Consider the following 24,025-nt stretch of genomic DNA (forward strand, 5'->3'; position numbering starts at 1 on the left):
GAATATAAAAAGCCCCGGAGCGATCCGGGGCTTTTTATTATCTTGCCGGTTGACGGCGATCACCTGCTCCGCAGCCTCATGCGGAACGAAAGCCTGACATGCCGTCAATCGCGGAACGATTACCCGATTTTCTGCCGAGCTTCGCTCTCATCCACGATAGCGGTCCGAACCCGAACCGCGACGATGGTGCCGCCGGTGCATAGAGATCGACAATGTCGCCAATGAATTCCATGTCCCGCTGACCAGCAATGCGGGCGAACTGCCTTCGCATGAAATTCCTGTAGGACGCAGCCGAGCCCTCGTCCGTCAGCAGCAGTTTATTGGGTACCAACGCGAAAGCGCGCAGCCGGCCACCCGCCTGCCGGTAGCGGACATACCCGCTGATCACGCCGGTCCAGCCCTGATGCAGGATGCCGTCAAGGGCGACGATACCGCCTGTCGCGATCGACCGTTCCGCCAAACGAAGATTGCTCAAGGTGACCGCTTCGGTATGTCTTCCATTTACGGAGAAAAAGCGAACGGCGCCGTGCCTGGAAATGTCGCCAGCCGACAGCCCTGTGGAGTCGGCCGAAATGACGGTGATGGATGGCGGATATAGGAAGCGCGCGACATTCCGATCGAACATGCCACGATCGCCAAGCCCGGAATGGCCGATGTTTTCTTGCCGATTCTCGAACAGGTCGATCGCAATGCCCTTTTCATTCGGGCGCAATCCGCAGGCGAGCGCGACGAAATACTTGCCGTGATGGACACCGATTCCACAGACCGGGCCCGTCAGCCCGACAGCGCTCTGATGCTGCATCAATCGGTTGGAAATGATGGCTGTGGTTTTATCAAGCCATCCATCGACATCATCGATATGTGAAAAGTAATAATTGAAAGTGCTCGTGATCATGACGAGCAACGTCTAGCGGGATTCAGGCGCGTTCGAAAGAACAATATCGCCGCACGATAGATGCGGTCACGACGCGATAACGGGAAGATTAGCAGCGCGGATGCGCCTCGGGACTCGCCTACTCCGCCGCCTCGACAATGCGGAAACTGGACGCGCCATCGAGCCGGCTGCGATAGCTGCGCAGGCCACGCAGCGCGCGGTTGAAGTCGCGTCCCGAATGCACCAGCGCGCGAATCTGCGAAGGCCGCCGCGCGATGCCGCGCATCACCTTCCAGACATCGACATCGCCATTGGCCTTCAGCGCGGCCGCCGCGATCTCGGGCAGAGCGCGGTGAGCGGGATCGCTGATGACGCGCAAGGCCGCGAACGGCAGGGTGTGCTGTTCGGCATAGCGGGCCGCGATATGGCTTTCCATGTCGACGGCATCGGCGCCGGTCGTCGCACGCAGCACGGCCTTGGCCTTGCTGCCGAGCACGACCTCCTCCACGCCGGCGAGAACGCCGCGCACTATACGATGCTCGCCCTCCGGCAGACCGTACAAAGCCTGGCTCAAACCCTCGGCGGCGATCCAGCGGCCCTTGGCCGCGACAATCTCGGACGCAATGACGATGTCACCGGAACGCAACTTCGGGCTCAACCCGCCGGCCACACCGAAGGAGACGATCCCGCTGATGCTGGCGGGGTCGAACGACATCATCATCTCGCGAAGCTGGACCGGATTGCTGGAGCTACAGATCACCGTCAGGCCGGGGCCCGCGGCGATGCGAGCCTCCTGCTTCAATCCGGTGACGATGAGAACCGGTTTCTCGATCTGTTGCGGAGCGTCTTCGGCGGTCATCTCGCTCACATTCCAGCCGCGACGAACCGGCTGTTGCTGCTACGCAAATTCCTATATCTGGCCACCGCCCACAAGGGGAAGAACTTAGAATATCCGTGGTATCGCAAATAGAACACACGCGGGAACCCGCCCCCGGTGTAGTCCGGTTCCTGCCAGAAACCATCCGCACCCTGTGATTGAACAAGATTTTTCATACCCTTATGGGTAGCAGAACTATCCACCCGACCCGCCGCCATCAGGGCCAGCGTGGCCCAGGCTGTCTGTGACGCCGTGGTTGCAGCCGGCTCATAGCCTTTGTAATCGAGCTTGTAGCTGTTGCCGTCCTCGCCCCAGCCTCCATCCTCGTTCTGGATCGCCTCCAGCCAGTCGGCGGCCTTCGCAATCATCGGGTCGTCGTGCGGCACGCCTGCGGCGTTCAGGGCGCACAGAACCGACCAGGTGCCATAGATGTAATTGATGCCCCAGCGCCCGAACCAGGAGCCATCGGCCAGTTGGGTCTTGCGCAGATAGTCGATGCCGCGGCGCATCGGCTCACTGGTCTGAGGCGTATCACCGAGCTGCGCCAGCATCGAGATGCAGCGCGCGGTGACGTCATCGGTCGGCGGATCGAGTAACGCGCCATGGTCGGCGAACGGAATGTTGTTGAGATAGTATTCGAGATTATCGGCATCGAACGCGGCCCAGCCGCCGTCCACGCTCTGTAGTCCAAGAATCCATTCCTTCGCCCGCGCGATCGCCTCGTCGTATTTCGTGGTGCCGTCCATCCGGCGCACACGATCCATCGCCATCACCACGACGGCGGTGTCGTCGAGATCGGGATAATGCGCGTTGTTGTACTGGAACGCCCAGCCGCCGGGCCGCACGTCCGGCCGCTTGTCGGCCCAGTCGCCCTTCACGTCGAGAACCTGACGCGGCAGCAACCAGTCGAGCGCGGCCTTCGCGGCTTCGATATCGGTATCCCGACCGCTTTCGATCATCGCATGCGCGGCGAGCGCGGTGTCCCACACCGGCGAGACGCAGGGCTGGCAATACGCCTCGTCGTCCTTGATGACCAGAAGCCGCTCGACCGATTCACGCGCGAGCCTGCGGTTCGGATAGCTCTCCGGATAGCCCAGCACCTCATACATCATGATGCTGTTGACCATCGCCGGGAAGATCGCGCCCAAACCATCGACCCCGTTGAGACGCTCGGTGACGAACTCCTCCGCCTTCCTGATGGCGCGCTTGCGCGTCGCCTTGGGAAACAACGGATCGGCCAGCCGCAGCACGCGGTCGATGATGTCGAAGCTCGTGAACCATAACTGGCTCTGGTGCGCGGCCTTCGGCGTCGGGCCGATGGTCTTCGGGTCCTCGATGAACAATTCCCGCACGCCGATCCCAAGCGGATTCTTCGCGCGCGGCTTCAGCGTCATCAGCACCAGAAGCGGCACGATCACGGTGCGCGCCCAGTAGGAAATCCTGGTAAGATGAAACGGAAACCAGCGCGGTAGCAGCATGATTTCCACCGGCATCACCGGCACGGCCTTCCATTCGAGCTGGCCGAACAGCGCCAGCATGATGCGGGTGAACACGTTGGCCTTCACCGCCCCGCCCCGCGCCAGCATCGCCTCGCGCGCCTTCTTCATATGCGGGGCATCCGGCGAATCCCCGGCCATCTTCAGCGCGTAATACGCCTTCACGCTGGCGCTCATGTCGAACTCGTGGCCGTAGAACAGCGACCAGCCGCCATTCTCCTTCTGCATCCGGCGCAGATATTTCGCGATCTTGCCTTCCAGCACCGCGTCCACCGGCTCGGCGAAATAGTGCCGCATCAGGATATATTCGGACGGAATGGTGACGTCGGCCTCGAGTTCGAACACCCAATGATGATCCGGCTTCTGAACATCGAGCAGCGCACGACCTGCTGACGCAATACTGGCATCAAGGTGCTGCCTGTCGGGCGCAACAATAGTCGCGATGTCGGTCATGGTCGTTTCGTCACTCTTGCATTTGCAGGATCAGGTCGGCGGCGTGATCGCCCGAGCGGATCGAACCTTCGATTGTCGAAGGCAGACCGGTATTCGTCCAGTCGCCGGCCAAAAATAGGTTTTTCAATTCCGTCGCCGCACCGGGGCGCAGCGCATTCTGCTCCGGCGTCGCCTCGAACGTCGCCCGCCGCTCGCGTACGATCTGCCACGGCGGCAGCGGTCCTTCGGCGATATCGGCCGCAAGACCGGCCACCTTGCAGATATCCCGCCAGATGTCGCGCGCAAGATCCTCGCGCGGCAGATTGAGAAGCCGCTCGGCGGCGCTGATGGTGATCGAGAGCCGGTCCGGGAACGCGAACAGCCATTCGATCAGCCCGCCGACCACGCCCATCAGTGCCGGAACATCGGCAGGCGGCACGAACCGGAAATGCGCGTTGAGAATGGCGCGGAATTTCGTCGGCGCGTTGATGCCGGGCATCAGACCGGAGGCCGCGCGTGCGGGCACCGCCAGCACCACGACATCGCCCGGACCGAGCGGGATCGTCTCGGTACCGAAATTGAGACCCGTGGCACGCAGCGGAGAACGCTCGATCTTGCGCAGCTCGTGCCCCAGCGTCAGCGATCCGCCTTTCTTCCTGATGAGATCGATCGCGGGATCGATCAGCACCGGCGAAAGGCCGTCGCGTGCGATCAGCGGGCGGCAGGCCGCGCCGCCCGCAAGCAAGGTTTCGCGGACAATCGCCCCGGCGAGACCCGCCGAGCCCTGCGGCGGCTCGACATTGAGGGCTGCGATCAAAAGCGGCTCGACGAGACGCTGATACAACACGCCCTCGCAGGGAATGGTGTCCTCGACCAGCGCCTCGGGTTTCGCCCACACCAGCGGCAGCAGCGCCATGTAATCACGGACATACGTATCCGGTACGCGGCGTTTGGCATCGAACAGCCAGCCCGGAAATCGTCCCGCGCCGAGATCGAGCAGCCAGCGCTTGCCGCTCGCAACATCCATGAAGGGGAATTGCGCACGCACCGGACCGACGAGCTTGTCGTAGGTATTCAGCGTCTTGGCGTAAAGTCTCACATGATGATTGCCCGACAGCATCAGATGATTGCCGTTGTCGATCACCATGTCGGTGGCGCCGTCGTAATACGAGCGGCAGCGGCCGCCGGTGTATTGCGTGGCTTCATGAACGTGGACTTCGAATCCCTCCTTCGCCAGACGCACGCCCGCGCTCAGGCCCGAAAGCCCGGCGCCGATGATATGAGCGGCCTTCGTCATCAGAACACCGCATAGCGCAAGAGGATCGACATTTTCGCAGCTTTACTCAGTTTCACGGGCTGCCGCGGCGGCGCGAAGCCGCGCGCAAGAAGCCGCTTGAGGATTTCCTGATAATATTTCGACATGATGCGCGGCGCGCGCACGCTGCTGCGCGGATAGCGCGCCATGATCTCGTCCGCCTTGGCGAAATAGACTTTCACCCGCGCGACGATCGGCGCGCAGGCTTTCGGCACGTTCGGATCGCGCGCGACCACTTGCGGATCGCTCGACGCGATGCCCGCGGCATCAAGCAGCTCGCGCGGCAGATAGAGGCGGCCGATGCCCGCGTCCTCATCGATGTCGCGCAGAATATTGGTCAGTTGCAGCGCGCGGCCGAGATTGTGCGACAATGCGATGCCGTCATCCTCCGAGAGGCCGAACACGCGCACTGACAGGCGGCCCACCGCGCTCGCGACACGGTCGCAGTAAAGATCGAGCGTCGCCTCGTCCGGCGCACGAATTTCGGCGGGCACGTCCATCTCCATGCCGTCGATGATGGCGATGAAGTCCTCGCGCCTCAGGCCAAACTGTTTCACAGCCGATTGATAGGGTGCCACGCGCGGCGGTGGGTTGCCCGCATAGAGCGCGTCGATATCGCGCCGCCATTGCGCCAGCGCCTCAAGGCGCTCGGCGCGCGGGCCATCGGAATCCGCGATATCGTCCACCTTGCGGCAGAAGCTGTAGATATGGAACATCGCCTCGCGCTGCTCGCGCGGCAGGATGCGCATCGCCGCGTAGAACGAACTGCCGGAAGCCGTCTGGGCCGGTGAAGTATCGACGTCGGTCATGGCAGGATCATGCGCCCGTGGATAGCCGCGGCATTGACTTCACGCCGGCCGCACGGCGCCCGATTTCGAACCCCGATGCCATCGCAGCCAGCATCAGCATCGACAGCTTCGACAAATGCACGTTCTCGCTGAGCGGATCGCGCGTCTTCAAAAGGTTCACAATCTTCCGCGCGAACGTGTCGATCACCGCGATCTCCATGCCGAGCCGCGCGTCCTTCACCTGCGAGGAGAACGACGCGCTCTGCATCAGAAGCGCCTCGTTGCGCTCGGCCAGCGACTTCAGGCAGGACCGCAACGCAGGCGAAGCCTTCGCCTGCCCCAGTTCTTCCACCGAAGCGCCCGCCGCGCTCAATGCGTCGAGCGGCACATAGACGCGATTGAGGTCGCGAAAATCCTTGCCGCAATCCTGCAAGTGATTGTTGATCTGCAAGGCGGCGCACAGCACATCGTTCGCGGCCCATGTCGCGCGATCCTCGCCATGGACATCGAGCATGAAGCGGCCGACCGGCATCGCCGAATAGCTGCAATAATGGATGAGGTCGTCCCAATTGTCGTAGCGCAGCTTGGTGACGTCCATGCGAAACGCGGTCAGCAGATCCTGCGCGTGGCGCGGCGGCATCCCGCGTTCGGCGAATGCACGACGCAGCGCCACCGCCTCGGCCTGTGTCTCGCCGTTGCCGAGCAATTCCGCCTCTAGCCGGTCGAGCTGCGCGAGTTTCTCCTGCGGAGGCAGGCTGATGTGGTCGGCGATATCGTCGGCCGTGCGCACGAAATTGTAGAACGCGAAAATCAGTGCGCGATGACGCGGATGGATCAGCTTCGAGGCGACGGGAAAGTTTTCGTCCTTGTGTCCCTTGCCCGAGCGCAATTCGCCGGCCGCCGTCATGACGGGCGCCCTTTTCGCGGCCTCGCCGCGCGGCTTGCAGAAATGGACAAGGACTGGGCGAACGAGTTCGTCACGGCAACCTAAATCACTGTTTTCATTAAAGAAAAAGCGGCATAGCCGCTGAGAGAGGCCATATTACCCTACCCACGCGGGGAATGCGAGAGGGCCTAAGAGACTGAAAATGCGGCCTATTCCGCCGCCTGCGGCAAGGCCTCACCGGGCTTGTCGGAATAATAGGAAGCGGTCTGGCGGCCACTGGATGCACCGCGCGCGAACGTAATCAGATGATGCGCGACGAGGCTGCAACTGATGAAACGCTCGACGTCGCCCGCTTTCAGGCGAGGCCATGCGAACCTCCAGAATTCGCGGCGATAGTCGCCGCGCAAACCCGCGTGCCAGATGATCTTCGCCACCATGGTGAGGCCGCGCTTGATGTTCGCCGCCGTGAGGCGCTGTTTCGTCGGCGGCGGCTGAATACGGTTCGGATAGGTATGTTCGATCTGGTGCTGGAAGCGCGCAAACATCTTTTCCGGCGTGTAGGCGCGGCCCATGCATTCGCGCCACATCGCCACCACCCGGTCGTAGGGCAGCAGAAAATCGACATTGGAGTCGCGCTCGGTGTTCTCGATCAGCCGCCCTGCGCGTTGCAGGCGATCCCACAGCGGCGTCTTCGGCAACGCCTGCAACAGATTGATGGTCAGGAGCGGAATCTGCGACTGTTCGATGAATTCGAGAATCCCCTCGCCTGACTCATCCGTATCCGTATCGAGGCCGAGAATGATTCCGGACACCACCTCCAGACCGTAGCTGTTGAGCGTCTCCACGCCCTCCAGGATCGGCACCATCATGTTGTGCTGCTTCGACATCGCCTTCAACGCGTTCGGGTCCGGCGTCTCGATGCCGCAAAACACGGTGAGGAAGAAGGCGTCGTGCATCAGTTGCAGGATTTCCGGCCGCTTGGCGATGTTCAGCGTCGCCTCGCAGGCGAACTGAACCGCATAGCCGTTGCGCTTCTGCCATTCGACCAGATGCGGCAACAGCTCCAGCACCGCGCGGCGGTTGCCGATGAAATTGTCGTCGACGAAATAAACCGCTCCCGACAGCCCGTTCTCGACCATCTTGTCGAGTTCGGCGATGACCTGCTGCGGCGATTTCAGGCGCGGATTACGGCCGTACAATCCCGGAATGTCGCAGAACTCGCATTGATACGGGCAGCCGCTGGAAAACTGAATGCTGCCGAGAAAATATTTGCGCAGCGGAATGAGTTCATAGGCGGGTAGCGGAAATTCCGCCATCGCTAAGCGCTCGTGCGTCTCCAGCATCACCTGCCGCTTCGGGCGCGTGGTATCGGCACTGAGGCGCGCGAACAGATCATCGGTCGCATCGCCCATCTCGCCGATGTGCAGATAGTCGAACTCGGGATAATAATCGGGGCACGCGCTGACGGAAGGGCCGCCCAATGCGGTCGGCAAATCATGCTCATGCGCGCGGCGGCAGATGTCGTTGATCTGCTTGCGCTGAATGTGCATGCCGGAGACGAACACCGCTTCGGCCCATTCGAAGTCCTCATCCGTGGCGGCGCGGATGTTCTCGTCGATGAAGCGCACGCTCCATGATTCCGGCAGCGCGGCCGCGATCAGCAGCAGGCCCTGCGGCGGCATGAACGCCTTGACGCCGTCCGTCAGCGGATAGGCATATTCGAACGTGCCGAACGACGGCGAGTATTTCGGAAAAACACAAAGAATGCGGCGCGGCGCAAGTCCGGTCAGCTTTTTCATCCGTGCCGCTCGCCTCCCCGATTCACCCTACAAGCCCGCCATAGCTTTTCGGTGACAATGCGGCGGTGCGTGCCCGCACGCCGCCGCGTCTTTTTTGCCCTTGCGGGAAGCCTCAAGCCGCTTACCCTGACGTGCATGATTTCCTATATTCAGACGATCCCCCGCACCTTTGCCGGGACAGGATACAACGCATGACCGAGCCGACAGTTTCAGCCCATCGCCAGATCTGGCGCGAAAGCGGCCTCACCGAGGGCGCGCGCACCGTGCCGGAGGAAACGGCACTGGCGATGTCCTACAACGCTGGCACCCACGCGGTGATGATGGGCACGCCGCAGGATCTCGAGGACTTCGCGATCGGCTTCAGCCTGACGGAAGGCATCATCACCTCTCCCGACGGCATCGAGTCGCTGGAAATCGTGCCGCAGGACGAAGGCATCGAACTGCGGATGTGGCTGAAGAAGGAAAGCGCCGAACGGCTGGGCGAACGCCGCCGCCATATCGCGGGCCCGACCGGCTGCGGCCTGTGCGGCATCGATTCCATCGTCGAGGCGATGAAGCCCGTGGCCATTGTCGGCAAAGGCATCACCGTAACGCCCGCGCAGATCATGGCCGCGATGCAGGCGCTCCATCCGTTGCAGACGCTCAACACGCTGACCCGCGCCGTCCACGCCGCCGCGTTCTGGGAGCCGGAGCGCGGCATCCTTGAAATCCGCGAGGATGTCGGTCGCCACAACGCACTCGACAAGCTCGGCGGCGCGCTCGCCCGCAACAGGATCGATGCCGGCAAGGGCGCGGTGCTGCTGACGAGCCGCGTCTCCGTGGAAATGGTGCAGAAAACCGCCACCATCGGCGCGACGCTGATCGTCTCGGTGTCGGCGCCGACCGCGCTCGCCATCCGCATGGCCGAACGCGCCGGGATCACGCTGTGCGCCATCGCGCGGTCCGACGGGTTCGAGATTTTCACCCACCCGCACCGGGTCGCGGCGAAAGAGACTGTCGGCGTCGCCTGACCCGCCTGACGGTTTCCCGGCCAGCCGTGTCTTTTCCCCTGCCCGCCTTGCCATTATAAGACCGCGATGCCCTACAAAGTCGCCGCGTTCTATCAGTTCACCCCGTTGCCGGATTTCGAGAGCCTGCGCGAGCCGTTGCGCAACATGTGCGTGGCGCTCGACATCAAGGGCATCATCCTGCTGGCCGCCGAAGGGATCAACGGAACGGTCGCGGGCAACTCTGTGGCCATCGACGCGCTGATGAAGCAGATTCAACAAGGCGCGCTGTTTGGCGGGCGCACCAATAATCTCGAACTAAAATTCTCGACGGCAACGGACATGCCGTTCAACCGGATGAAGGTCCGGCTGAAGAAGGAGATCGTCACGCTCAAGGATGACGGCACCGATCCCACGCGGCAGGTCGGCACCTATATCGATGCGCGGGACTGGAACGCCTTGATCGCCCGCCCCGGCATGGTACTCCTCGACACCCGCAACGATTTCGAGGTGGAGATGGGCACCTTCGCGGGCGCGGTCGATCCCCACATCAAGAGCTTCAGCGAATTCAAGGAATTCGCCGACCGCACGCTTGATCCCACGCGCGACACAGAGATCGCGATGTTCTGCACCGGCGGCATCCGTTGCGAGAAGGCCAGTTCCTATCTGTTGTCGCGCGGCTTCAGGAATGTCTTCCACCTCAAGGGCGGCATCCTGAAATATCTCGAAACCATTCCCGAAGATGAAAGCCGCTGGAAGGGCGACTGCTTCGTGTTCGATCAGCGCGTCGCGCTCGGCCACGGCCTTGCCGAACGCGCCCAATCGCAAGAGGACGACGATGAATAAAGAACTGTCGAGCCGTATCGAGGCGCTGGAAATCCAGATCGCTCATCAGGAGGCGACCGTCGAGACGCTCAATCAGGCCCTCACCGCACAATGGAAGCAGATCGATACGCTGACGCGAGAGATGACGCGGCTGACCGATCGCGTCAGTGCCGCCGAGCAAAGCATTCCCGCATCAACGGGTAACGAGCCGCCACCACCTCACTACTGAAGGTTCCTCACCTCACAACATCGGCAAATGGCCCGGCTCGCGCCCGCGCGGGAAAGCCTTGTCGATCTGCGCGATCTCGGCGGCGCTGAGCGTCAACCCGCCCGCCCCCGCGTTATCAGCCGCATGCGTGGCCGACGACGCTTTCGGGATGGTCACCACGGCAGGCGCGCGTGTGAGAAACGCCAGCGCCACCTGACGCGGCGTCGCGCCATGCGCCGCCGCGATCTGTTGCAGCACTTGCCCGCCTTCGGATTTCGGCGCCGGAAAATCACTATGCCCGAACGGCGAATAGGCCGTCACCGTGACGCCATGCGCCTCGCACCACGGGATTACCGAATGCTCGATGGCGCGCTCCTTCAGGTGATAGAGCACCTGATTGCAGGCGATGCTGCCCTTGCCTGCCACCTCATATATTTCCTGCAAATCGTCGGCGTCGAAATTGCTGACGCCCCATGACAGGATCTTGCCGTCCTTCTTCAACTGTTCAAAGGCGCTCACCGTGTCTTCGAGATCGTAGCCGCCGCGCCAGTGCAGCAGATAGCAATCCATCCGGTCGGTCCGCATCCGCGCCAGCGAGCGTTCGGCGGCCTTGATGGTGCCCGCGCGCGAAGCGTTGCTCGGCAGCACCTTTGAGACCAGAAACACTTCGTCGCGGCGGCCCTTGATGGCATCGGCCACCACAAGCTCGGCATCGTCATACATCTCGGCTGTGTCGATATGGGTCATGCCGAGGTCGAGGCCCTTCTGCAAGGCCGCTACTGCCGCCGCATGATTGCCGCGGTCGATGTACCAGGTGCCCTGCCCGATCACCGAAACCTGCGTTCCGGTGGTCCCCCACGCCTTCTTCTGCATTGAATTGCTCATCATCGGCTCCCGGCTTGTTCCGGTACCGCTTAGCGCATCTCGTCCCGTTGCAAAAGATAGAAGCGCGCGACGCTCAATACGGATCGGGCGCGACAGGCTTCCGCTGCGTCGCCATCCACGCATCGAGCGTAGCGACTTCCTGTTGCGTGAGCCACAGCCCGAGCTTCGAACGCCGCCAGACCACGTCCTCAGCCGTCTGCGCGAACTCATGCGCCATCAAATAACGCACCTCGCGCTCGGTCAGCGTCTGGCCGAAATCGCGGCCAAGGTCCGTCATATCCGCCGCGCGCCCTAAAAGCCGGCGCGCATGACTGCCATAGGCACGGACCAGCCGCTTCCCGTGACGCTTCGACAGGAACGGATAATCGCGTAATAGCCGCTGCACCTTCGCATCCATGCTCTCGCCCGCAAAATCGCCACCGGGCAGCGGCGTACCCGCGGTCCACGGCGCGCCGCCGCTGCGCAGATATGGCGACAGTTTCTCCAGCGCATGCTCGGCGAGTTTGCGGTAGGTCGTGATCTTGCCGCCAAACACCGACAGAACCGGCAAGCCGTCCGGCGCGTCGAGTTCGAACACATAATCGCGCGTCGCGGTGCGCGCTTCGCTGGCGTGATCGTCATAGAGCGGCCGCACCCCCGAATAGCTCCACACCACATCGGACGGCTGCACCGGCGTTGCGAGATATTCGCTCGCCGAGGCGCACAGATAGTCGATCTCCTCCTGCGTCGCGCGCACCATGGACGGGTCGCCATCGTAGTCACGATCCGTCGTCCCGATCAGGGTGAAATCGTCCTGATAGGGGATAACGAAGATCACCCGGCCATCGCCGTGCTGGAACGTATAGGCGCGGTCATGCGCATAAAGCCGCGGCACGACGATGTGGGAACCCTGCACGAGGCGGACATGCGCCTTCGCCTCGACACCCGCTCGCTGGGTCAGGATTTCCTGCACCCATGGCCCACCCGCGTTCACAAGAATTCGCGCCCTGATAGTGCTGCGCGTTTTTGTGGCCGTGCCCTCCACCACAAGCTCCCAGACGCCATCCTCTCCGCGCTTCGCCTTCACGGCTTGCGTTCGCGTAGCCACCATCGCGCCGCGCTCGACGGCATCCAGCGCGTTGAGGACGACGAGACGGGCATCGTCCACCGTGCAGTCAGAATACTCGAACCCGGTTTTGAAAATTGGCTTGAGGGGTCTTCCCGTGACGTCGCGGCGCAGATTCAGCGTTCGCGTCGCCGGCAGCCGGCGCCGGCCACCGAGATGATCGTAGATGAAAAGCCCGAGCCGCAGCAACCACGCCGGCCGCAACCCATCATGATGCGGCAACACGAAACGCTCCGGCGCGATGATGTGAGGCGCAATGCCCCACAGCACCTCGCGCTCGATCAACGCCTCGCGCACCAGACGGAATTCGTAGAATTCGAGATATCGCAGGCCGCCATGAATGAGCTTGCTCGACCATGACGAGGTGCCGCTGGCAAGATCGTTCATCTCGCACAGATAGACGGAATAGCCACGCCCCGCCGCATCGCGCGCGATGCCGCAGCCGTTGACGCCGCCGCCGATGATCGCGATGTCGTAGATCTGGTCCAAAGCCGCCCCTGCGCAGGGATAACCGCGACCCGCCGCAAGCGTCAGATCGCGCGCCAAGGATACAGGGATTCGGAGCCGAGTTTTAAATCAATCCAGCCGGCGGATCAGCAACTACAGGGGTAGCACGGCGGATAATTATTCGAGTTGGTGCTCGGTGCCTGCTGGGTCTGGCCGGTCTGGGCCTTGTTCTTGGCGAGATCGTTGCCGCCATCGAAAATCGAGACATAGCCGAGCGGATCGGTCCCTGGCGGATGGGTCGGGTCGGGCAGCGTGCTCGCGCCCAGCCCCTGACGGCTCGCCATCTGGTCGGTCGGCAGGTCGATCGCGCCGCCGCTCTGTCCGGGCTTGCTGGTCAGGTTGGTCATGATCTGCGCGAGCAGCGCATCGGACACCCGGAACGGCTCCGGGATCGGGTCGTTCGGGCCGGTCACGCAGGTCGCGAAGCCGGGCCGCACCGTGGCCGAGCCGGTCGCGTTCCTGACGGTCGAGGAACCGACGTGGCCGACAATGAGTTCGCCCTTGCAGTTGGCGACATTGGGATCGGCCGCCGCATAATTCGCGGTGATCGGATAGACGATGGTGGCGACGCCGCCACGAATACCGAGCGTCGCGACCGGCGTCTTGATGGTGACGCCTGCGGTGTGGCTGATCTGGCCGCCGACGAAACGCAGCACGCCCTTGCCGACCGAGGCCACCATTTTGCCGGTGCCCGCATTCGGATCGTAAACATATTCATCGATCACGATGTTGCTGTTGCGGCCGACATTGAGCGTCGAGGTGTCGGGAAACAGGATCTGCGTCGAACCGGAGGCCGTGGTCTGGATGCGCTCCTTGTGAACGACATTGGTGCCGATCGCCAGCATGCGCGAGGCGTTGCCCGGCGGGGTACCCGTCGCATCCTGATTGACCGCACCGACACGGCCGACATTTTGCGCTTCGCCGGGAGTGACGGCAACGAGCGTCGAGACGCCGGACAAAAGCACCGTGAGAAGCGGAGCAAGGCAGGATCGTACGCGCGTGTCCATCGCAAACACCCTCAGAACCGGAATGTCGGCCCGGCAATGACCGAGAAATTGTTCAGCCGGTAGTTCGGCAAGTTCGAATTGTTGCGGTCGTATTGCAGCGTGGTGGTGAAACCGATCGCTTTTGTGATCGGCGTGTTGAAGATCGCGCCCGCGCTCCACCGGTCGTCATGGCGCACGGTGGCCGGATCGATGTTCGGGTTGGCGGCATCAAATCGCGTGCTGGCGTATTTGAAGTACGGCGAAATGCTCCAGTTGCGCGGAATGCTGACGAAGGGCGGTGCGAACTCCCATGTCAGCGCAGCTTCCAAGCCCCATCCGTCGAACGACTGATAGATCAGATCGGAATCGCCACGGCGATACAGCCCCCGCCCCTCCAGCCGCACGGTCTGGCTGATCTGCCATGAGCCGCCGACCGCGCCTGTGTACCAGTTGCCGGAGCCGTAGCCGGAGAACGTCTGCAACGGGCTGCTGGTGAAATCGGCATGACGCCATTCGAAGCTCGGCCCCCAAGCGAAGCGCGTGCCGCTCGGGAAGTTCAGCGCGACGCCCGCGCCGCCGGTCGACATATAGGACGAACCACCGACCCAGGTGTTTCCGCCGACGATGTAAGGCTTGATCGTGGCGCCCGGCAGCAGTTCAGGAGCCAGCGCGATTCGCGGGCCGACCGAAATGTCGAACAGGCCGACATTGAGATCGGAAAAACGGTCCTGCGCCGTAAGATAACCGGCGAAGCGCGTTTCCAGCACGTCGCCGCGCGAATTGAGATCGTAGTCGTGGGCAAGGCCCGCGAGGCCGAACCAGTTCACATCGCTTTTCTTCTGCGACGACGTGGGCAGCGCGAACAACGTGCCGCCCGACAGCAACGAGCCGCTGGCGGGCGCGTAGTTCGCATTCGACTGGGAACGGATGCCGGTCTGGAAGAAGCCGGAGAAGCGGCTCGGCTGCAACTGCTTGTTGGCGTCCGGCAGATAGGCCTCGATGCGTCCGCGCGTCACCGGATCGAGATCGGGGCTTGCCAGCGCTTCCTTGAAATAGCGTTTCGCCATCTCATAGGAGCCGAGCCGGAAATACAGTGCGCCCAGCTCATACTTCACCCGCGTCAACCTGGGGTTGTAGAACAGGAGCCGCTCCAGCGCGCCGATTGCCGCCTCGTAATCGGTATTGGCGGTGGCCACGCGGGCATATTCAAAGGTGATGTCATGGTTCGTCGGATTGCGAACCATTTGCTGGTAAAGGCGATTTTGTTCGGCAACATCCTGCGCGGCGGCGGGGGCGGCACTTCCCAGCCCCACGATGACAGCCATGGCAAGCAGCCCGCCCGCGCGGGATGCGGCATTCGTCTTGGCCCGGAATCCGAGATCAGCCCAAAAAACCATACCTGTTGGTCCCCTCAGCCCAACGACAGGTTCAACAACCACAAAAATTTCCGGAATCAAACGGGGGTCGCCGGATGGGAAACTGGATTCCACACCGGAGTCACCGAAAAGCCTCAGATTATATCGTATCCGGCGCTGTTAGCGCTCCAGCCCCGCAGCGCGATACATATGCCGCACCCAGCGATTGACCTGGTCGAACGTCATCCGCGCCGGAAAATCCGCAACTGAACCATAACGCTCAAGCAATTCAGCAAGATACGATCCCTCCGGCGGCCCTAGCCGGGACGGAATCCCCGCCCGCCGCCAGACCTCGTCCTGTAGATGCAGAAACCGCGCAGCGTGGCCCGTGAGATTTAATTCATCACGCTTTCCCGGATCGAACAGGTCGGGGACGTTGAGCCAGGAAATCGGACCGAGCCCATCTTCAGCCTGCGACAGAATATCGCAACTTCGCACCAGCTCACTCAGCAGCGCCGCACCCGCGCGATCCCATGCCTCCGGATTGTCATCGAGCGCAACCACCTTCGCGCGTGCCTCGACCATCAACGGATGACCGGCCGGAAATTTCAACACCGCGACCGGCGTGCAGCGAAACACGTCGGGCGGCGCGATATAAACGTCTCCGTCCGGTAAATCCGGCTGCATCAGCATCACATCGGGGTCGATCCACCAGCCGCCAAGCCGTTCCAGCAGCGCGTAGCGAAACAGGTTTGCATGAATCCCCAACTTGCCGCCCGCAAGCGGACGCAGCACCTGCTGCTCCGGCAAGATCTCGCGCGCATCGCAAACGTGCAGGCCCGATGCGAAACACGCATCTTCCTGATAGGTGAACACCTCGACGCGATGGCCACGCCGGGCAAAACTCGCAAGACACGCCTGCTGATACGGCGGCATCGCATTGCCGTGCCAGAACGTGCGCACCGTCTGCGGATGCGCGCTTTGCGTCTCGTCCGGAAGATTCTGCGGCTGTCGCGGACGATAGAGCCGGTCGCGCGGCTGCCAACCCTCGCGCCGCAGCGCCTGCAGGAAGTCGCCCACCGCACTCGCGGAGAACGCCGCGCCGCCCTCACGCCGCTTGTATTCCTCCAGAATGCAATCCTCCATCGCCCATGACGCGATGGATTCGTAATTGAGCCTGCCCTGCTCCGGCACGTCGATGCCGAAGCGCGCGAACAGCACGTCGAGAAGGCTGCCGCGCGGCGGACCGTAATCCCTTGGAATCCGCAGCGCGGCCCACGCGCCATTCCACAGATGGGTGAAGGTGCAGCCTTCAAGCCGCGCGTGCAGCGACTCGCATTGTTCGGGATCGAAAAACGCCAGCGCCTCGTTGAACGGAATCGCATAGGCATCCCGCGTCGGAGCCGCAAACCGGTCCAGCCCATGCGATTGCAACATCCGGCTAAGCAGCGGCGTGCCGATCATGGCGCGAGCTTCGTCCTCCGCCATCGTGCCCGCCCGCGGGAGCAGCCGGTTTGCCTCCCCGATGAGGTCTTTCAGAACCGCCGCACCCTTCGGGAATTTCAGCAGCCCCGCATAAATACGGGCCTCGCTGGCGCGGCCGAAATACATCTCGCTTTGTGGCAGGCGATCCGCGAGGCAGACGACATCGAGATCGGCATACCAGCCGCCGAATTTCTCGAGCATCGCATAGCGGAACAGATCGGAATGGCGCGCCCATGCCTTCGCATTTCCGGAATTGTAGCGATTGAGAATATCGAGCGGCAGAACCTCTGCGGCGTCACGCAACTCGACGCCATCCGGCACCGCGAGGTTTTTGTCGTATGCGTACAAAATCACGCGCGCCCCGGCGCCGAGAAAACTCTTCAGCGACAGGATTTCGTAAGCGCTGAGCGGAGGCCCAACCCAGAAAAACCGGACTTCATCGCGCAAGGAAGGCGGAAGGGGAGACTTCATTCTCCCATTGTGGCCGCGGGCCCCCGCCGCCGCAAGCGGTGGGGGGCCCGCGTCAACCCGGTCAGGAGGCGACGCTCGCCTCGAATGCCTCGATGTCCTTGGTGCGCTTCGAGATCGCATGCGCCGAATGGTCGGTCGCGATCGCGGTGTATACCGCGGGCAGCACGAACAGCGTGAACATCGTGCCGATAGTCATGCCCGCGACGACCACGAGGCCGATGGAGAAGCGGCTCGCCGCGCCCGCGCCGCTCGCGGTCAGGAGCGGGACGAGGCCGGTCACCATCGCCGCCGTCGTCATCAGAATCGGGCGGAGACGGACGCGCGCTGCCTTCTCGATCGCCGCACGACGGTCGAGCCCTTCCTTCAACTGCAATTCGTTGGCGAACTCCACCATCAGGATGCCGTGCTTGCTGATGAGGCCGATCAGCGTCAGCAGCCCGACCTGAGTGTAGATGTTGATCGTGGCAACACCGAAAAACAGCGGGATGAGCGCACCGCTGATCGCCATCGGCACCGAGATCAGGATCACCAGCGGATCGCGAATACTTTCAAACTGCGCGGACAGCACCAGGAAGATGATGATCAGCGCGAAGCCGAACGCCACCGCAAGCTGGTTGCCTTCCTGTTTGTACTGACGCGCATCCGCCAGATAGTCGTGTCCGAAACCGGACGGCAGTTGCTGCGCCTGCTTCTCCAGGAAATCCACCGCGGTACCCACGGTCACGCCCGGCATCGGCACGGCCTGGAAGGTCGCCGAATTGAGCTGGTTGAAATGCGTGAGCGCGTTGGGATCTGTGCCGGTCTTGATGTCCACCAGAGTCGAGAGTGGAATCTGGTCGCCATTGGCGGCCGCCACATAATATCCGTTGAGAGCGTCCGGCGACAGGCGAAGCGTGCGCGGCACCTGCGGGATCACCTGATAGGAACGCCCTTGCAGGTTGAAGCGGTTGATGTAATTGCCGCCGAGGGCGACCGCCAGCGTGGTGCCGATGTTCGACATCGTCACGCCAAGCTCGTTCGCCTTGTTGCGGTCGATGTTCACCCGCACCACCGGCTGGTCGAAGGCAAGATCGCTGTCCGAGACAATGAACAGACCGCTCTTGCGCGCGGCAGCCTTGAGCTTCTCCATCTCCTGATAGACCTGCCGGAAGTCGCTGGTGGAATTGATCACCATCTGCACAGGCAGGCCGCCCGGCCCGCCCGGCAGCGCCGGCAGGTTGAACACGAATGCCTGCGTGCCGGTGATCTTGCTGACCGCGTTCTGCACTTCCTGCTTCATCGCGGTCGAGGAGCGCTTGCGCTCATCCCACGGCTTCAGGATCATGCCCGCGATGCCCTGGTTGGCCACGGGCGTGCCGTTGAGCACGAAGGTCAGGTCGGTTTCGGGAAAGCTGCCGAACACATTGCCGAGCTGATCGCCGTAAAAATTGACGTAATCGATGTTTGCGTATTTAGGCGCCTTGGTCAGCGAGAACAGGATGCCCTGATCTTCCTCTGGCGCAAGCTCCGCCTTGGAGTGGGTATAGAGAAATCCCACGAGGAAAAGGATCACTGCCGCGAACAGCGCCGTGATGGGCCGGTAGTCGAGCGAGCGGTCAAGATGGTTTCCGTACCAGTCAGTCACGGAACGGAAGATCGCATCCACCTTGCGGGCGAACCAGCCCTGCTCGACATGCGTGAGCAAAATCGAACACATCATCGGCGACAGCGTCAGCGCGATGATGCCGGACACGATCACCGAGCCGGCGAGCGTAAACGCGAACTCCCGGAACAACGCGCCGGTGACGCCGCCGAGGAATCCGATCGGGGCGTACACGGCGGCAAGCGTGATCGTCATCGAGATGACGGGACCGACGATCTCACGCGCGCCGATCAGCGACGCCTGAACGGGAGACTTCCCTTCCTCCAGATGGCGATGAATATTCTCCACCACAACGATGGCGTCGTCGACCACAAGACCGATGGCGAGCACCATCGCCAATAGCGTCAGCAGATTGATACTGAATCCCGCGAGCAGCATTAGCGAGCAGACGCCGATCAGCGACAGCGGAATCGTGACGACCGGAATGATGACCGAACGCAACGAGGCCAGGAACAGGAAGATCACCACGATGACGATGACGACGGCTTCCCCGAGCGTCTTTTCCACCTCGTCGATCGATGACTGGATGAACTTGGTCGAATCGTAGGCAACCTTCATTTTCAGCGTCGGCGGCAGATTGCGCTCCATTTCCGGAAACAGCGCGCGCACTCCCTTGACGATGGTCAGCGGGTTGCCCTGCGGCGTCGATTGAACGCCGATGAAGATCGCGTGCTGGCCGTTCATGGCCACGCTGGAATCGTTGCTCTGCGCCGCCAACTCGACGGTCGCGATATCCTCCATGCGCACCAGGCCGCCATTCTTCGACTTCACGACCATGCGCTTGAACGCCTGCACGTCGCTCAAGTCGGAGTTGGTGGTGACGTTGGAGACGATGAAGTAGCCCTTGGTCTGGCCGGCGGCCGCCTGATAGTTGTTGGACTGAATCGCCGAGGAGACATCCGCCGCGGTGACGCCGCGCCCCGCCATGCGTGCCGGATCAAGCCACAGGCGCATCGCGAAGGTCTGGCCACCGAGAATATCGGCGGACGCCACGCCATCCACCGTGGACAGGATCGGCTGGATCACGCGCGTCAGATAGTCGGAGATGGCGGAGCCGCCCAGTTCGTCGCTGGCGAAGCCGATATACATCACCGCCGTGGTCTGGCCGGTGGACTTGGTGATGACCGGGTCGTTCGACTCCTTGGGGATGAGATATTTGACCGAGTTCACCTTGGCGAGAACTTCGGTCAGCGCCTGGTTTGGATCGAAGTTGAGGCGCACATACACCTGAATGGTGCTGACGCCTTGTACCGAGGTCGACGTGATGTAATCCACGCCTTCGGCCGATGCGACCGCCTGCTCGATCGGAGTCGTGATGAAGCCCTGCATCAATTCGGGCGATGCACCGGGATAGCTCGTCGTCACGGTGACCACCGTGTTCGACAATTTCGGATATTGCCGGATCGGCAGGCTGGTTGCCGCCTTGAAGCCGATCAGCAGGATCAGCAGGCTCACGACCAGCGACAGGATCGGCCGCTTGATGAAAATGTCGGTAAAGACCATGAAATCTGGCTCCGGCTGATCAGTAACGCGGCGGCTGCGCCGGAATCGGCGGCGGCTGATCGGACGAGATTTCGATGGCCGCGCCGGACTGAAGCTTGAGCTGGCCTACCGCGACGACCCGGTCGCCGGAATTGACGCCCTTCTTGATCGCCACCTGCCCGTGAATGCGAATGCCGGTGGTGACCGGCACGCGCTCCGCGGTCAACGACGACTTGCCGTCCTTGTCCTTGTTTTCCTTCACCAGGAAAACGGAGTCGCCATACAGCGTGTAATCGACCGCCGTTTCCGGCAACGTCACCTGCGCGGGCTCCGCCGGCAGCACGATCGAGACAGTCGCGAACATGCCCGGCTTCAAGAGATGCTCGGGATTGTCGAGGGTCGCCTGCACGCGCACGTTGCGCGTATCGGAGGAAATCTGCGGCTCGATGGTGGTGATCTTGCCCTTGAACGTGCGGCCCGGATAGGCATCGACCAGAATCTGGACATCCTGCCCGACCGCGATGATGGCGCGATCCTTTTCCGTCACGGTGATGTTGGCATAGACCTTCGACAAATCCGTCAGCGTCACGATCAGCGTACCTGCGCTCAGGTACTGGCCGACTTCCACGCGGCGCACGCCGAGCTGTCCGTCAAACGGAGCGCGAACGAGTTTCTGCGAGATCACGGCTTCGGTCTTGGCGACGCTTGCGCTTGCCTGATCAAACGCGGCCTGCGCCTGATCGACGGTCGCCTGCGGGCCGAACGATCTGGCAAGCAGCGCCTTGGCGCGGTCGAGCGCGAGCTGCGCGTTCAGCGTCTGCGCTTTGTAGCTGACAAGGTCAGCCTGATCCGGCGCATCGAACAGTTGCACCAGCGGATCGCCCTTCTTCACCGTCGCGCCCGCCGTAAACAGAATGTCGGTGACGCGGCCGCTGACATCGGCGGAGACATCCACCTGATGCACGGCGGCGAGATCGCCGATCGTGGTAATCAGGTTCGGCAGGACTTCGCTCTTGGCATCCACCACGGCCACGCTGACCGGCGGCGGCTTCATGTTGGCGAAGAACTGCGCGATCATGTGCTCGCGAAAAGCGTTGAAACCCACGAACAGGAACACCAGCAGAGCAAGCGCGCCGCCAATAATGATGATCCATTTGCGCATGCGAACAGGCTTGTGCGCATGCGCAGAGGTTTCGGTTTCACCGGCAGGCCGCTGCGAATGCGGATCGTCTTCGGCAGGAACGGTCATGTCAGGCACTTTCAGGAATAAGATGCTGCGATATCGGGAATGACGCGGCGTTCTTGAGATGGGCGGCGATGAAATCCGCCTTCACTCCGAGCGCACGCAGGATGAAACCGTTCAGTTCGTTCGCGAGAGCATCGTCCGCCGGATAGTCGAGCGAAGGCGTTTCTGGCAGCCGCGTCAGCGCGAGCGAATAGAGAATGTGATGCACGAACCAGAACAGGTCGATCGGCCTTCCCTGGACACGCACGGCGTCGCCCGTGGCGATGGCGCTCTCAAGCGAGGCGATGAACAGCGGCGAGATCAGGCTCGCGACTTTTTCAAACAGGAGACGCGCGAATTCCCCATCGTCGAGATGACTGGAAAAGCTCAGGCGCAGCCGCTCCTCATCCTCGCGAGTCTGAAGGCTGCGGATCTCAAGGAAATGGGCAACCATCTCCTGCATCAGAATGGCGAGGGTTTCGCTGCAAGGCTCAAGTTCAAGCAGCCGCCGGAGGTCGGGATCGGCCTCGCAGGCCTCCGAGAGGATTTCGGCGTGCAGCGCGGCTTTGGTCGCGAAATGACGAAACAGCAGCCCTTCCGAGATGCAGGCGGCGGTCGCCACCTTTCTCGTCGTGGTGCCGGCGAATCCGTATTGCGCGAAGCATTGCTTCGCCGCATCCAGAATCTGCCGCCGGCGCGAATCGCCACTCATGCGCTTAAATGCCATGAGACGAAGTAAGCACTTACTTGGATATGGTCAATTGATTTCTATGGCACAAAACGACCGTCTTTCGGCGAATTGAAGGCCGCCGCCGAGGAAAAAGGGGCGCGACAATTTCGCGCCCCTCGAGAGGATCAGCCCCGCCTGGAGGCTCAGGCTTGGGCTGGCCGCAGGACGCGGCCGATCCGGGAAATGCCCTTCTCGATCTGGGTCAGGAACAGAAGGACAAAGGACAGCGTAGTGATCGAGCCGACCAGCCAGTTCGACCAGAAGATGCCGAACGAGCCGGAGCCCGAGATCATCGCCAGCCGGAAGGCATCCTCTGCCCTGCTGCCCAGCACCAGCGCCAGCGTCAGCGGTGCGAGCGGTATCCCGATTTTCTTGAAAACGTAGCCGATCACGCCGAACAGCAGCATCAGCCAGATGTCGAACATCGCGTTCTGGATCGCGAAGGCGCCGATCGCGCAGGATACCACGATCATCGGCGCGATCGCCGCGAACGGCACCCGCAGCACCGAGGCGAACAGCGGCACGGTCGCAAGCACGATGACGAGGCCGACGACGTTGCCGAGATACATCGAGGCGATCAGGCCCCAGACGAAATCCTTATGCTCGACGAACAGCAGCGGACCGGGGTTGAGGCCCCACACCATCAGGCCGCCGAGCAGGATCGCCGCGGTGCCCGATCCCGGAATGCCGAGCGCGAGCATCGGCAGCAGCGCGGACGTGCCGGAGGCATGCGCCGCCGTCTCGGGCGCGAACACACCCTCGATCTTGCCTTTGCCGAAACCTTCCGGGTCCTTGGAGAAGCGCTTGGCCAGATTGTAGCCCATGAATGACGCCGCGATCGCACCGCCCGGCGTGATGCCGAGCCAGCAGCCGATCGCGGAGGAGCGCACCAGCGTCACCCAGTAGCGCGGCATCTCCATCCACACCTTGAGCACGGTGCGCGGGCTGATCGCCGCGGCATGGCCCTTGAGCGCGAGTTGCTCCTCCATGGTGAGCAGGATTTCGCTGATGCCGAACAGACCGATCACCGCGACCAGGAAGTTGACGCCGCGCAGCAGGTCGGTCGAGCCGAACGTCATGCGCAGCGTGCCCGACACGGTGTCCATGCCGATGCCGGTGAGCAGAAGCCCGAGCGCCATCGAGATGATGGTCTTGTGCTTGTCCTCTCGGCCGAGGCCGACGAAGGAGCAGAACGTCAGCAGATAGACCGAGAAGAACTCCGCCGGGCCAAACCGCAGCGCGAACGACGCGATGCCGGGCGCAACGAATGTGATCAGCAACACCGCGACGAACGAACCGATGAACGACGAGGTGAACGCAGCCGTCAGCGCCTCGGCGGCCTTGCCCTGCTGGGCCATCGGATAGCCGTCGAATGTTGTGGCGACCGACCACGCCTCGCCCGGAATGTTGAACAGGATCGAGGTGATCGCGCCGCCGAACAGCGCACCCCAATAGATGCAGGACAGCATCACGATGGCCGATGTCGGGTCCATCGAGAACGTGATCGGCAGCAGAATGGCGACGCCGTTGGGGCCACCGAGGCCCGGCAGCACGCCAACGAATACGCCAAGGATCAGGCCGACGAACATCAGGCCGAGAATCTTCCAGGTGAGCAACACCGAGAAGCCATGGAGCAGGAGCGAAAAAGCCTCCATCGGACTATCTC

19 protein-coding genes are annotated in these 24,025 nt (G+C 62.4%); 3 read left to right on the plus strand and 16 right to left on the minus strand.

Annotated features, from left to right (window positions below):
• Positions 1 to 76: 76 nt before the first annotated feature.
• From AFIC_RS10770 to AFIC_RS10800, 7 genes are all read right to left on the minus strand, one after another.
• The gene (locus AFIC_RS10770) at positions 77 to 895 is read right to left on the minus strand and encodes a class I SAM-dependent methyltransferase (RefSeq protein WP_275246236.1); all 819 of its coding nucleotides are present in this window, start codon (positions 893 to 895) and stop codon (positions 77 to 79) included.
• Between the two features lie 118 nt (positions 896 to 1,013).
• Positions 1,014 to 1,733 (minus strand): phosphorylase, encoded by a 720-nt coding sequence (locus AFIC_RS10775; protein WP_275246237.1) that lies wholly within the window; start codon positions 1,731 to 1,733, stop codon positions 1,014 to 1,016.
• Positions 1,734 to 1,738: 5 nt separating this feature from the next.
• Positions 1,739 to 3,700 carry a squalene--hopene cyclase gene (shc, locus tag AFIC_RS10780; RefSeq protein WP_275246238.1) on the minus strand — a complete coding sequence of 654 codons (1,962 nt, stop codon included), beginning with the start codon at positions 3,698 to 3,700 and terminating at the stop codon, positions 1,739 to 1,741.
• Between the two features lie 10 nt (positions 3,701 to 3,710).
• Positions 3,711 to 4,976, minus strand: coding sequence for a hydroxysqualene dehydroxylase HpnE (hpnE, locus tag AFIC_RS10785; protein WP_275246239.1), 1,266 nt, complete (start codon positions 4,974 to 4,976; stop codon positions 3,711 to 3,713).
• A complete protein-coding gene (gene hpnD / locus AFIC_RS10790) occupies positions 4,976 to 5,803 on the minus strand; it encodes a presqualene diphosphate synthase HpnD (protein ID WP_275246240.1) in 828 nt (275 codons plus the stop codon). Before hpnD ends, hpnE begins: the two co-directional genes overlap by 1 nt.
• A 7-nt stretch (positions 5,804 to 5,810) precedes the next feature.
• A complete protein-coding gene (hpnC, locus tag AFIC_RS10795; RefSeq protein WP_275246241.1) occupies positions 5,811 to 6,689 on the minus strand; it encodes a squalene synthase HpnC in 879 nt (292 codons plus the stop codon).
• Positions 6,690 to 6,877: 188 nt separating this feature from the next.
• Positions 6,878 to 8,467, minus strand: a complete 1,590-nt coding sequence (locus AFIC_RS10800) for a B12-binding domain-containing radical SAM protein (protein ID WP_275246242.1) — start codon at positions 8,465 to 8,467, stop codon at positions 6,878 to 6,880.
• Between the two features lie 191 nt (positions 8,468 to 8,658).
• Here AFIC_RS10800 and fdhD point away from each other — a divergent pair, with 191 nt between their 5' ends.
• From fdhD to AFIC_RS10815, 3 genes are all read left to right on the plus strand, one after another.
• Positions 8,659 to 9,477: a formate dehydrogenase accessory sulfurtransferase FdhD gene (gene fdhD, locus AFIC_RS10805; RefSeq protein ID WP_275246243.1), complete on the plus strand. Its 819-nt coding sequence runs from the start codon at positions 8,659 to 8,661 to the stop codon at positions 9,475 to 9,477.
• 66 nt (positions 9,478 to 9,543) lie between these two features.
• Positions 9,544 to 10,299, plus strand: coding sequence for an oxygen-dependent tRNA uridine(34) hydroxylase TrhO (gene trhO / locus AFIC_RS10810; protein WP_275246244.1), 756 nt, complete (start codon positions 9,544 to 9,546; stop codon positions 10,297 to 10,299).
• Complete coding sequence (locus tag AFIC_RS10815) at positions 10,292 to 10,507, plus strand: SlyX family protein (RefSeq protein WP_275246245.1); 216 nt, start codon at positions 10,292 to 10,294, stop codon at positions 10,505 to 10,507. Before trhO ends, AFIC_RS10815 begins: the two co-directional genes overlap by 8 nt.
• A gap of 12 nt (positions 10,508 to 10,519) precedes the next feature.
• Here AFIC_RS10815 and AFIC_RS10820 read toward each other — a convergent pair whose 3' ends face one another.
• From AFIC_RS10820 to AFIC_RS10860, 9 genes are all read right to left on the minus strand, one after another.
• The gene (locus tag AFIC_RS10820) at positions 10,520 to 11,374 is read right to left on the minus strand and encodes an aldo/keto reductase (RefSeq protein ID WP_420833327.1); all 855 of its coding nucleotides are present in this window, start codon (positions 11,372 to 11,374) and stop codon (positions 10,520 to 10,522) included.
• 70 nt (positions 11,375 to 11,444) lie between these two features.
• A complete protein-coding gene (glpD, locus tag AFIC_RS10825; RefSeq protein ID WP_275248701.1) occupies positions 11,445 to 12,965 on the minus strand; it encodes a glycerol-3-phosphate dehydrogenase in 1,521 nt (506 codons plus the stop codon).
• Between the two features lie 104 nt (positions 12,966 to 13,069).
• Positions 13,070 to 13,990 carry a FecR family protein gene (locus tag AFIC_RS10830; protein WP_275246246.1) on the minus strand — a complete coding sequence of 307 codons (921 nt, stop codon included), beginning with the start codon at positions 13,988 to 13,990 and terminating at the stop codon, positions 13,070 to 13,072.
• 11 nt (positions 13,991 to 14,001) lie between these two features.
• On the minus strand, positions 14,002 to 15,366 hold the full coding sequence (locus tag AFIC_RS10835; RefSeq protein ID WP_275246247.1) for a tetratricopeptide repeat protein: 1,365 nt from the start codon (positions 15,364 to 15,366) through the stop codon (positions 14,002 to 14,004).
• A 138-nt stretch (positions 15,367 to 15,504) separates the two neighbouring features.
• Entirely contained in the window at positions 15,505 to 17,280 is a 1,776-nt protein-coding gene (locus AFIC_RS10840; protein WP_275246248.1) for a glycosyltransferase, read from the minus strand.
• Between the two features lie 61 nt (positions 17,281 to 17,341).
• Positions 17,342 to 20,425, minus strand: a complete 3,084-nt coding sequence (locus AFIC_RS10845; protein WP_275246249.1) for a MexW/MexI family multidrug efflux RND transporter permease subunit — start codon at positions 20,423 to 20,425, stop codon at positions 17,342 to 17,344.
• A gap of 19 nt (positions 20,426 to 20,444) precedes the next feature.
• A complete protein-coding gene (locus AFIC_RS10850; RefSeq protein WP_275246250.1) occupies positions 20,445 to 21,653 on the minus strand; it encodes an efflux RND transporter periplasmic adaptor subunit in 1,209 nt (402 codons plus the stop codon).
• 1 nt (position 21,654) lies between these two features.
• On the minus strand, positions 21,655 to 22,356 hold the full coding sequence (locus tag AFIC_RS10855) for a TetR/AcrR family transcriptional regulator (protein WP_275246251.1): 702 nt from the start codon (positions 22,354 to 22,356) through the stop codon (positions 21,655 to 21,657).
• Positions 22,357 to 22,502: 146 nt separating this feature from the next.
• Entirely contained in the window at positions 22,503 to 24,014 is a 1,512-nt protein-coding gene (locus AFIC_RS10860; protein WP_275246252.1) for a tripartite tricarboxylate transporter permease, read from the minus strand.
• Between the last annotated feature and the right edge of the window lie 11 nt (positions 24,015 to 24,025).

The sequence above is a fragment of the [Pseudomonas] carboxydohydrogena genome, from assembly GCF_029030725.1.
Taxonomy (GTDB): Bacteria; Pseudomonadota; Alphaproteobacteria; order Rhizobiales; family Xanthobacteraceae; genus Afipia; species Afipia carboxydohydrogena.